Genomic DNA, 9,630 nt, shown 5'->3' on the forward strand with positions numbered 1-9,630 from the left:
GGCGGGCCGCCGGGTGGGCCGGGCGCATCGAGGCAGGGGGCTTCGGGCGCGGCGGCGACCGCCTCGCCGCCGGGCTCGCCGCCGGGGGCGAGCGGCTCCGCGCCCTCCAGGCCGGTCGCCTCTACCTCTACACGCTCGGTCTGTTCGCCTGGACCGCGGCGGCGCTCGCCGCCGGCGCCCTGATGCTCTGGCCTTGAGGGGACTGGACCCGATGCTCACCGCGACCATCCTCCTGCCGCTCCTCACGGGCCTCGCCGTGCTGGCGCTGCCACGTCACCGTCCCGGCCTCGTCCGCCGCGTCGCCCTCGCCGGTTCCGTGCTGACACTGGGCGCGGCGGTGGTCCTCTGGGCCGGCTTCGATCCAGGTGCCGGCGGCCTGCAATGGCGGATGACGCTCCCGTGGATCCCGTCGCTCGGGGCGAGCTACGACGTCGGCGTTGGGGGTCTCTCCCTGGCGCTGATCCTGCTCACCGCCATCCTGCTCACGGTGGTGATGGTCTACGTGCTGGGCGAGCACGACCGGGCACACGCCCACGCCTTCCTCTTCCTCCTGCTAGCGACCGGGCTGATCGGGCTGTTCGCGGCGCAGGACCTGCTGCTGTTCTACCTGTTCTTCGAGGTCGGCCTGGTGCCGATGTACTTCATCGTCGGCATCTGGGGCGGGGAGCGGCGGCGTTACGCGGCGCTCAAGTTCTTCCTCTACACCCGCGCCGGCAGCCTCGCGATGCTGCTCGGCTTCCTCACCCTCTATCTCGCCATGGAGCCCCACACCTTCTCGCTGCCGGCCATCGTCCAGGCGAGGCCGCTGGACCGGACCCCGCTCGCGGGCGGCCTCGTCTTCCTGGCGCTCCTCCTCGGGTTCGGGGTCAAGCTCCCGGTCGTGCCGCTGCACAACTGGTTGCCCGACGCGCATGTCGAGGCACCGACCGAGGGCAGCGTCGTTCTGGCGGGCCTCCAACTGAAGATGGGCGGCTACGGCATGCTCGCCGTGCTGCTGCCGACCTTGCCGGACACGGTCGCCCGGTTCGGCTGGCTCCTGGTCGCCCTGGCCCTGGCGTCGCTCCTCTACGGGGCCCTGGCGGCACTGGCGCAGACGGACATGAAACGGCTCGTCGCCTACACATCCGTCAACCACATGGGCTTCGTTACGCTCGGCGTCGCGGTGGCGGCACTGGCCGGGAACGAGGGCGTCCGCCGGCTGGCGCTCAACGGCGCCGCCGTGCAGATGGTCAGCCACGGCTTCCTGACCGGCGGCATGTTCCTCCTGGTGGGCATGCTCCAGCATCGCGCCGGCACACGGGAACTCGCCCGCTTCGGCGGCCTGATCGGCTCGATGCCGGCCTTCAGCGGCCTGTTCGGCCTGCTCGCCTTCGGCTCGCTCGGGCTCCCGGGCCTGTCCGGCTTCATCGCTGAGTTCCAGGCCATCGGCGCCGCCCTGCAGCTCTCCGCCTGGGTCGCCGCGCTCGCCGTCCTCGCGCTCGTCGTGACGACCGCGGTCTACCTCCGGCTCGTGACGGGCCTGCTGATGGGTCGGGCGCCGCCCGACATGCCGGCGCTGCCGCCCCTGACGGCGGCCGAGGCGGGCTCGGCGGGGGCGCTCGCGGTCCTGGCGCTCGGCCTCGGCGTCCTGCCGTCCGTCCTCGTCGCGCTGCTCGACGGCACGACCGCAGCCCTGGCGCACCTGCCATGACCGGTGGGCAGACGATGGGCGGCTGCATGGATCTCGGCGCCGTCGCGCCCGAGATGGTGCTGGCCGGGACCGCCCTCGCGCTGGTCCCGGTTGCCGGCTGGGTCCGGGGCCGGTGGCGCCGCCTGCCCGCCGCCGTCGCGCTCCTCGCCCTGCTCGTCGCGATGGGCCTGACCGCGCCGATGCTGACGGCCCCGCCGCGGGAGACCTTCTGCGGCACCTACGCCGTCGATCCGTTCCGGGGCTTCTACCAGCTGGTGATCGAGGCCGGCGCCCTGGTGAGCCTGCTCTCGCTCGGCTCCCACTTCCGCGCGAGCGAGCAGGAACCGCACTACCCGGTCGCGCTGCTCATGGCGACCGTCGGCGGCATGGGGCTCACGGCGGCCACCGACCTCGGCCTCATCGTCCTGTTCCTGCAGATGGTGAGCTTCCCCTCCTACCTGCTCGTCCTGCTCGTGCGGAGCGACGGGCCGGCCCAGGAGGCGACACTCAAGTACTTCCTCTACGGCGCCGCCGCGCTGGCGGTGATGGCCTACGGCCTGACCTTCCTGTTCGGCCTCACCGGCAGCCTGAACCTGCGGGCCATCGGTGCGGGGCTGGCCGGCGCCGACCGGGCCTGGGTGGCGCTGGCCTTCGGCCTGGTCCTCGTCGGCTACGGCTTCGAGATGACGCTGGTGCCCTTCCACGTCTGGGCCCCGGACGTCTTCCAGGGAGGGACGGCTCCCGCCTCGGGCTTCGTCTCGGTCGTGCCGAAGGTGGCCGCGTTCGCCGGCCTCCTCCGATTCCTGCTGGCGGCGATGCCGAACGGCCTCGCCGCCTGGCCCACCGTGCTCGCGCTCCTGGCCGCCGCGACGATGACCTTCGGCAACTTGGTTGCCCTCCGCCAGGCAAGCCTGAAGCGCCTGCTGGCCTATTCCAGCATCGCCCAGGCCGGCTACGTGCTGATGGCGGTGGCGGTGGCCGGGCGGGCACCGGAGGCCCTGCCGGCCGTAGGCTATTACCTCGTGGCCTATCTCCTGATGAACCTCTCGGCGTTCGCGGTGGTCGCGCAGGTCGAGCGCATGACCGGGAGCGACGGATTGGCCGCGATCCGCGGCCTCGGACGGCGGGCGCCGGGGCCGGCGGCGGCGCTGGCGCTCGCCCTCCTGTCGCTCGCGGGCGTCCCGCCGCTGGCGGGCTTCGCCGGCAAGGTCTTCCTGCTCGTGGCCGCCATCGAGGGGGGCTTCGCCTGGCTCGCCGTGGTGGCCGCCGCCAACATGGCGGTGGCGCTCTTCTACTACGCAGCCGTCATCGCGGAGGCGTACTTCAGGGAACCGGAACGTATCGAGCGGCCGGCATCCGGCGCCGGCTACGCATGGGCGCTCGGCTTGTGCACGGCGGGAACGCTGGGCTTCGGCATCGCGCCGGGCCTGGGGCGCGGCCTGGCACAGCTCGGCTCGACGCTGCTGCGGTAGGCGCGGTCGCGCCGGGTGCGTCCCGGAGGATGAGGGGGTTGCCGGCCTTCGGGGACCCGCGGCCGGGGGGATCGCGTCGTCGGGCGGGGCCGGACGCCTCCTCCCGGCGAGGCTCCGGCGCTTCCCGGCTCCGCTCAGGCCGCTCGAACGGTCCGGTCGCGCACCGGCCTCTCCGTCGCGCGTTGCTCCTGCCCGGCCGGCCCGAGGGCCTTGGTGACCTCCTCGAAGCGTGCGCGCGCGTCGGACCAGTCCTGGGCGAAGTCGAACAACTCGCGCATGGCCGGGGCGATCTCCTTGTAGGCGGCCAGGGCGGCGACGAGCGCGCCGAGCGAGAGCCGCCCCTGCACGACGAGGTAGCCGCCGATCGAGAAGAAGAAGAACGGGGTGAGGTTCGCTGTGTAGTTGTAAAGGCCCTTGAGGCGACCCTTCAGGTCGTTAATTTCGATGCGCACCCGCTCAAGGCCCCGGGCTTGGCGCATCTGCCGGCCCAGGCCGGAGGGCTCGCACGCTTCGCCGCCGGCCGGCCGCGCGACCACGGGAGCGGTGAGCAGCGCCCCCAGCTCACGGGTGGCATGCACCCTTTGCCGGACCTTCGCGTTCAACCGCCGCTGCAACCGCGGCAGGATCGTCAGCTGGACCGGCAGCATGATCAGGGCCGCGAGGGCCAGGGCGGCGTTCTGCAGGAGAAGGAAGACGATGCTGGTCACGAGCGTGCCGCCCTGGACGAGCGGCACCACCACGAGGCTGCCGCCGAAGTAGCCGATGGGCTCGACCTCCTGGACGGCGACGGCGGCCAGCGTGGCCCGCCGTTCGGCGGAGCGCTCGCCGCGCGCGCGCCGGACGATGGCGAGGCGGAGGCGGCGCACGAGGCGCTCGTTCACGCGCCCGCGGACCCGATTGACCGCGTACTTGGCGAGGCCGCTGAGCGTGAGCACCGCCAGGTAGCTGGCGCACAGCGCGAACAGCAGCTCGACGCGGCCCAGATGGAGGCCGAGGAAGGCCATCTTCGGGTGACCGTCGCCCGCGTCATCGGCAAGGGCGTGGTTGATGATGTGCTTGGGGATCTCAAGGAGGAGCCAGGCCGCCGGCAGCGTCAGGACGGAGAGGAGCACGAGACGGACCTGCAGCCGCGACGTCGCACGCACGACGTAGGCCTCCAGCGGCACCGCGCCGGTCTCACGGGAACCTGGCCGCCCCGCGGCGCCCGTGGACGCGGCGGACGAGGGCACCGCTCTCCCCTTGCGGACGCGATCCCGTCGGGCGGCGGCCCAGCGCAGGCCCGACCGGGCCGCGAGCCAAGCGGTCCAGGCAGGCGCCACGACGAGGACCACCACGGTGACGAGGTCGATCCACCAGTGGGCGTGGGCGTGGTCGAGGCCCAACGTCCAGTGGATGAGCTCGTGGATGATCGGCGGGGTGAGCAACGGGTACTCCTGGCGACGGACTCTGGCTTCTATGCGGGCAGGGGACAGGGCGCCCCCGGGCAACCGGCCCCCTCCGATGGCCCCGGCGGCCTTCACGCCACGGGGGCCTGATCGCGCGCGGCGGGGCAAGGCCCGACACGGGACCAATGGCCCTTTACCGGCCTCTTCGAGCGCTCGGCGCTAGGTCCAGGTTCGGAAGGGCGATGGCGGCCTTACGCGGGAGCCCGGCGGTGGCGGCTCCCGGGTGCCGCAGGCCGGGCGCCCTCAGCCAGGCGGCGGACCGCCCCCATCGGTTCCCGACGCGCGCGCGTCGTCGGCGACGGCGCGGACGAAGGCCAACGCGTCGCGGCGGCGCTCGCCGGGCGTTTCGTAGAGGCAGGCCGCCGCGGGCTCCCTGCGGATGCGCAGGGCCTCGTCGATGACGCGATGCCACTCCGGCGGGAAGGTGATCAAGCCGTACAAGCCGGCGTCGCTCTTCGAGGGCACGACCCTTGTCGCGAGGATGTAGTGGAGCCGGCACATGCCGAGGACGGCCCGTTCGACCCCGTCCGCCGCGAGGAGCGTCGCCTCGTCCGCCGTGTCGGTTCCGAGCCATCGGCCCCGGCATTCATCGACGCCGGCGAGGGCCCACCGTTCCAGGTGGGCCGCTCCGCGCCAGAGCCCGGTGCCCGCGCAGAGCGGACCGCGAACGGTGACCGCGCTGGTCCCCAGGACGCTCCAGGTGAGCGGATGCCGGTCGTGGCATCCGGACGCGAAGAACCGTCCCCGCTGGACGCAGGGGCCGTCCGGGATGCCGACGGGGCCGTCCCGCAGGTCGTCCCAGGTCAGGTAGATGCCGTCGAGCGCCGGGGTCGGTCGCTCAAGCGCCAGGCGGGCGTGGGCCTCGGCGAGGGCGACCAGCTCGCCGTTCCCGGGACGAGCCTGCGTCACCGCCACGAAATCCACGTCGCTGAGGGACGGACGGAAATCGCCCATGGCGGCGGAGCCGACGAGGTACAGGGCCTCGACGAAGTCCGGGACGGCGGTATCGACCGCGGCGAGGTGGGCGTCCGCGACGCCGAGTGCGAGCGGGTGCGTGATCATCGTCTCCACGGGCTCATGCAGTTGCTCGGAGGAGCGAGGGGAGCACGTCCCCGGATTCGTCCGCGGGGCTTCCGGCACACGGGTCGGACTGGCCCCTCGGCGGAGGGCGGCGGTGCGCATGTCATGGTCCTGGCTCAGCCGATCCGCGCCGTGCGGAGGCGCAGGGCGTTCCCGATCACGCTCACCGACGAGAGCGCCATGGCGGCCGCCGCGATGACCGGCGAGAGGAGGATGCCGAGGAACGGGTAGAGCAGTCCGGCAGCGACCGGCACGCCCAGCGCGTTGTAGATGAAGGCGAAGAACAGGTTCTGGCGGATGTTGCGCATCGTTGCCCGGGACAGGCGCCGGGCCCTGACGATGCCGACCAGGTCCCCGCGCAGCAGCGTCACGCCCGCGCTCTCGATGGCCACGTCGGTGCCGCCGCCCATCGCGATCCCGACGTCCGCGGCAGCGAGGGCCGGCGCGTCGTTGACCCCGTCACCAGCCATCGCCACGACCGCGCCCTGGCCCTGGAGCGTCCTGACCACCTCCACCTTCCTGTCGGGAAGGATCTCGGCCTCGACCTCGTCGATGCCCAGCGACTTGGCGACGAACTCGGCCGTCGTCCGGCTGTCGCCGGTCAACATGACGATGCGCAAGCCTTCCCCCCGCAGCCTTCGCAGGGCCTCGAACGTGCTCGTCTTGACGGGGTCTTGGATGGCGATGACGCCGGCCGGCTTCCCGCCCACGGCGACGAGGACCGCCGTCGCGCCCCGGCTCCGCACCTCCTCGGCCCGCGCCTGGAGGAGCGTCACGTCCGTCCCCTGCTCCTCCAGGAAACGCCCGTTGCCGATGGCCACGCGCCGTCCCTCGACCGTGCCGAGCGCCCCCTTGCCGGTCGGTGCCTCGAAGTCGGACGCCACGGCGCCCGGGATGACCCGCGCTTCCGCGGCCCGGACGATGGCGAGGGCCAGGGGATGCTCGCTCGCGCGTTCGACCGCCGCGGCGAGGCGCAGCACGTCGGCGTCCGTGAAACCGGGGGCCGGGAGCACGGCGGTGACCTTGGGCTTGCCCTCGGTCAGGGTCCCCGTCTTGTCGATGACGAGCGTGTCGACCTTCTCCAACCGCTCCAGGGCCTCGGCGCTCTTGACCAGGACCCCGTCCTGGGCGCCGCGGCCGACCCCAACCATGATCGACATCGGCGTCGCCAGGCCGAGGGCGCAGGGGCAGGCGATGATGAGGACCGCCACGGCCGCGAGCAGGGCGTAGGTGAAGCGTGGCTCCGGCCCGAAGGCCATCCAGGCAACGAAGGCGAGGGCGGCGACGGAGATGACCACGGGGACGAACCAGGCCGCCGCATCGTCCACCAGTCGCTGGACCGGCGCGCGCGAGCGCTGGGCCTCGGCGACCATCGCGACGATGCGGGCCAGGGTGGTCTCGGCCCCGACACGCGTCGCGCGCATCACGAAGCCCCCGGTCGTGTTCAGGCTCCCGCCAACCACGAGGGAGCCGGGTTCCTTCGCGACGGGGATGGGCTCGCCGCTGATCATCGCCTCGTCCACGGCCGAGCGCCCCTCGACGACCTCGCCGTCGACCGGCACCTTCTCGCCGGGCCGGACGCGCAAGCGGTCCCCGACGGCCACCGCCGAGACGAGCACCTCCTCGTCGGTCCCTCCCGTCCCGAGACGCAGGGCCTTCTGCGGGGCGAGGTCGAGCAGCGCCCGGATCGCGCCCGAGGTGCGCTCGCGGGCCCCGAGTTCCAGCACCTGCCCGAGCAGCACCAGGACGGTGATGACCGCCGCGGCCTCGAAGTAGGCCGGCACCGCCCCGTCGTGGCCGCGCACGCCTTCGGGGAAGAGCCCCGGCGCCACGGTCGCGGCGACGCTGTAGAGGTAGGCCGCGCCGGTCCCGAGGGCGATGAGGGTGAACATGTTGAGGCGGCGGTTCACCAGCGACTGCCAGCCCCGCTCGAAGAACGGCCGACCCGCCCAGAGGACGACGGGCGAGGCGAGCAGCAACTGGACCCAGTTCGAGGTTTGCAGGCCGAGGCGGTCGACGAGGCCCGTCAGATGTCCCCCCATCTCCAGGGCGAAGACGGGGAGGGTCAGGACGAGGCCGATCCAGAAGCGGCGGCTCATGTCCTTGAGCTCGGCGTTCTCGACCGGGCCGCTCGTCGGCGTGAGCGGCTCCAGCGCCATCCCGCAGATCGGGCAGCTGCCCGGTCGGTCGCGGCGGATCTCCGGGTGCATGGGGCAGGTGTAGACCGTGCCGGCAGGGGTTTCCGGCGGCCCTTTGTCAGCCGTCAGGTAGCGTGCCGGCTCGGCCACGAACTTCGCGCGGCATCCCGCCGAGCAGAAGTGGTAGGTCGCGTGGTCGTGCTCGGCGTGGTGGGGCGTAGCCGCAGGATCGACCCGCATTCCGCAGACGGGGTCCGTCGCGGCTTCCCCGGCCGCGTAGGCCGCGCCGTGGCCGCGACGGTGCCCGTGGGCATGATGCACGTGGTGACCGTGGTCCATGGGTTCAGACCTCCATGCGGCCGCCGCCGGCGGGGCGGACACGCGGCTTGACGGCGGGCGGGACGGGGCTGGGGCGGACGTTCAAGTGGCTTGCTCCGACAGGTTCTCAGCCGCCGCCCATGATGCGGTCGATGCGCGCCCCTATGCCGCGGACACGGGCCGCATGCTCGGCCCACAAGCGCCGCGCGATTGCCGAACGGGGATCCCGTTCCGTGAGGCGTGCCGCGGGAATCCCGCGGACGCCTCCCTGGAAGGAGGATAAGGCGGCCCCGGCGAGCGAAGCGTCGGCCGCGGCGAGGCGGACCCGCACCCGCTGGCAGTAGGTGGCGGAGCGCGGGCTCATCCGCTCCTCGCCATGGCCGGCCCTGTACTTCATCAGCGTGCGGCAGAGATCGCCCTGCGCGAGCTTCCAAGCTTGTGCGAGGTAGGCCACGCCGAAGCGGATGTTGGTCGCGGGATCGAGGAGGGCCCCGGCGGGACCCGTGTGACCGAGCATGGCCGCGGTTGTCGGCCGGACCTGCATCAGTCCGAGCTCGCCGACCCCACCGACCGCGCCGGCATCGTACCCGCTCTCCACGTACGCGACGGCATCGGCGATGGCCGGGGGCAATCCGCGCGTTTCGGCCTCGCGCGCGAGCATCCGCCGGTAGCCGGCCTGACCCGACGCCGCGTGAGCCGCATCGCCGGAGGACGACGGCGCGGCAGGGGCGGACGCGCCCGCGGGTCCACCCCCGGCAGCGACGGCCGGGGATGAAAGGAGGAGCGCCGCGCAGAGCACGAGGAGCAGCCGGGGTCGAGGACGTACGAGCGCTCCCGGCGGCCTTTGCCGCGCGCCGGCGGACGCTCCCCCCGGTGGAGACGCCGCCCTCATCATGGACGGCTGCCTCATCGCGCCTTCCGGAAGCGCGCGACCCCGAAAAGCGGCAGCTCCGTCTCGGCCATCGAGCGCATGCCGGTCGAGGTCATCCGTGAGTTCCCTTTGGGGGTTAGTCCGGGGGCGGGCGGGGTTTGGTTACAGGCGGGTCCCATCACCGCCCTCCCGTGTCGCGCTTGCCGCCCATGCCGGGCATGTTCATGCCGGGCATCCGGGAGTGGTCCATGCCCTCCATACCCTCCATGCCGCCCGAGCCGGACTTCGGCGTCACCGCGCGGTTGAGCTCGCGCCAGTCCTTGGGATCGACCACGTCGTAGCGCGCCACGCCCGCGGTGACCGCGGAGTAGCGCGGCGCGCGCACGGCGACGGCGGGATCGGCCGGGGCGACGAGCCAGTGCGGCGCGGCGGTGGGCACGCAGGCCGCCAGCGGCAAGGCCGTGAGCGCCAAGGCCGTGAGCGCCACGGCCGGCCTGAGGGAGGTGAGCATCGCTGTGATCCCGAACGGGGGCTAGCGGCCGCGCTCGGGGGCGCGGACCGGCGGGGAGGGGGGGAGCGGAAGAGGGGCGGTGGGGGGGAGAGGGGGGAGGTCGGGGGGCGGCGTGTGCTTTAAAAA

At 73.1% G+C, this 9,630-nt stretch carries 7 protein-coding genes and 1 pseudogene; 3 read left to right on the forward strand and 5 right to left on the reverse strand.

Going from position 1 to position 9,630, the window contains the following annotated elements:
• From MET9862_RS26810 to MET9862_RS26820, 3 genes and pseudogenes are all read left to right on the forward strand, one after another.
• A pseudogene (locus MET9862_RS26810) lies at positions 1-197 on the forward strand (NADH-quinone oxidoreductase subunit L); the annotation flags it as partial.
• 14 nt (positions 198-211) lie between these two features.
• Complete coding sequence (locus MET9862_RS26815) at positions 212-1,690, forward strand: complex I subunit 4 family protein (protein WP_012454432.1); 1,479 nt, start codon at positions 212-214, stop codon at positions 1,688-1,690.
• The gene (locus tag MET9862_RS26820) at positions 1,687-3,141 is read left to right on the forward strand and encodes an NADH-quinone oxidoreductase subunit N (protein ID WP_012454433.1); all 1,455 of its coding nucleotides are present in this window, start codon (positions 1,687-1,689) and stop codon (positions 3,139-3,141) included. The genes MET9862_RS26815 and MET9862_RS26820 overlap by 4 nt, the downstream gene beginning before the upstream one ends.
• A 134-nt stretch (positions 3,142-3,275) precedes the next feature.
• On the opposite strand, the gene MET9862_RS26825 is transcribed toward MET9862_RS26820, so the two are convergent.
• The 5 genes from MET9862_RS26825 to MET9862_RS26845 all read right to left on the reverse strand — a co-directional run bounded on the left by MET9862_RS26825 (position 3,276) and on the right by MET9862_RS26845 (position 9,504).
• Positions 3,276-4,565 (reverse strand): ABC transporter ATP-binding protein, encoded by a 1,290-nt coding sequence (locus MET9862_RS26825; RefSeq protein WP_012454434.1) that lies wholly within the window; start codon positions 4,563-4,565, stop codon positions 3,276-3,278.
• 264 nt (positions 4,566-4,829) lie between these two features.
• Positions 4,830-5,648 (reverse strand): nucleotidyltransferase domain-containing protein, encoded by an 819-nt coding sequence (locus MET9862_RS26830; RefSeq protein ID WP_012454435.1) that lies wholly within the window; start codon positions 5,646-5,648, stop codon positions 4,830-4,832.
• A 134-nt stretch (positions 5,649-5,782) separates the two neighbouring features.
• The gene (locus MET9862_RS26835; protein ID WP_012454436.1) at positions 5,783-8,143 is read right to left on the reverse strand and encodes a heavy metal translocating P-type ATPase; all 2,361 of its coding nucleotides are present in this window, start codon (positions 8,141-8,143) and stop codon (positions 5,783-5,785) included.
• 106 nt (positions 8,144-8,249) lie between these two features.
• On the reverse strand, positions 8,250-8,783 hold the full coding sequence (locus MET9862_RS26840; RefSeq protein ID WP_238254536.1) for a lytic transglycosylase domain-containing protein: 534 nt from the start codon (positions 8,781-8,783) through the stop codon (positions 8,250-8,252).
• Positions 8,784-9,171: 388 nt separating this feature from the next.
• On the reverse strand, positions 9,172-9,504 hold the full coding sequence (locus tag MET9862_RS26845; RefSeq protein WP_012454438.1) for a hypothetical protein: 333 nt from the start codon (positions 9,502-9,504) through the stop codon (positions 9,172-9,174).
• Positions 9,505-9,630 lie beyond the last annotated feature (126 nt).

The organism is Methylobacterium symbioticum, from assembly GCF_902141845.1.
Classification (GTDB): domain Bacteria; phylum Pseudomonadota; class Alphaproteobacteria; order Rhizobiales; family Beijerinckiaceae; genus Methylobacterium; species Methylobacterium symbioticum.